The sequence below is a fragment of the Vibrio sp. 1457 genome (genome assembly GCF_033340195.1).
GTDB classification, from domain to species: domain Bacteria; phylum Pseudomonadota; class Gammaproteobacteria; order Enterobacterales; family Vibrionaceae; genus Vibrio; species Vibrio alginolyticus.
Genome location: NZ_JAWOWA010000125.1, coordinates 1 through 1,105, shown reverse-complemented (window position 1 = coordinate 1,105; position 1,105 = coordinate 1). Strand labels below are relative to the sequence as shown.

Annotated in this window: 2 protein-coding genes; both read left to right on the top strand. The window is 49.5% G+C overall.

The window, feature by feature from the left end:
* Positions 1-204 precede the first annotated feature (204 nt).
* Positions 205-552 (top strand): co-chaperone GroES, encoded by a 348-nt coding sequence (locus tag R7Z41_RS24230; RefSeq protein WP_318141668.1) that lies wholly within the window; start codon positions 205-207, stop codon positions 550-552.
* The coding region (locus tag R7Z41_RS24225; protein WP_318141667.1) for a TCP-1/cpn60 chaperonin family protein at positions 542-1,105 on the top strand (564 nt) is incomplete at its 3' end. The genes R7Z41_RS24230 and R7Z41_RS24225, both read left to right, overlap by 11 nt.

The window sequence follows — 1,105 nt, the reverse complement described above, 5'->3', positions numbered from 1 at the left end:
CTTATGACGGCGATGAAGAAATTGCGATGAAATGTGAGGTGAATCAGGGTTTTCACCCGATTTTGTGCTGATCAGAATTTTTTTTCTTTTTCCCCCTTGAAGGGGCGAATCCTCATCCCCATTTCTCTGGTCACCAGCCGGGAAACCACGTAAGCTCCGGCGTCACCCATAACAGATACGGACTTTCTCAAAGGAGAGTTATCAATGAATATTCGTCCATTGCATGATCGCGTGATCGTCAAGCGTAAAGAAGTTGAAACTAAATCTGCTGGCGGCATCGTTCTGACCGGCTCTGCAGCGGCTAAATCCACCCGCGGCGAAGTGCTGGCTGTCGGCAATGGCCGTATCCTTGAAAATGGCGAAGTGAAGCCGCTGGATGTGAAAGTTGGCGACATCGTTATTTTCAACGATGGCTACGGTGTGAAATCTGAGAAGATCGACAATGAAGAAGTGTTGATCATGTCCGAAAGCGACATTCTGGCAATTGTCGAAGCGCAACCCTCGCACGACACTGAACATACGAATTTAAGGTATAAAGATAATGGCAGCTAAAGACGCAAAATTCCGTAACGACGCTCGTGTGAAAATGCTGCGCGGCGTAAACGTACTGGCAGATGCAGTGAAAGTTACCCTCGGTCCAAAAGGCCGTAACGTAGTTCTGGATAAATCTTTCGGTGCACCGACCATCACCAAAGATGGTGTTTCCGTTGCTCGTGAAATCGAACTGGAAGACAAGTTCGAAAATATGGGTGCGCAGATGGTGAAAGAAGTTGCCTCTAAAGCAAACGACGCTGCAGGCGACGGTACCACCACTGCAACCGTACTGGCTCAGGCTATCATCACTGAAGGTCTGAAAGCTGTTGCTGCGGGCATGAACCCGATGGACCTGAAACGTGGTATCGACAAAGCGGTTACCGCTGCAGTTGAAGAACTGAAAGCGCTGTCCGTACCGTGCTCTGACTCTAAAGCGATTGCTCAGGTTGGTACCATCTCCGCTAACTCCGACGAAACCGTAGGTAAACTGATCGCAGAAGCGATGGACAAAGTCGGTAAAGAAGGCGTTATCACCGTTGAAGACGGTACCGGTCTGCAGGACGAACTGGAC

Bases quoted from the DNA above. Each gene is read 5' to 3' on its own strand.
- R7Z41_RS24230 (WP_318141668.1), top strand. From the start codon at position 205: ATGAATATTCGTCCATTGCATGATCGCGTGATCGTCAAGCGTAAAGAA.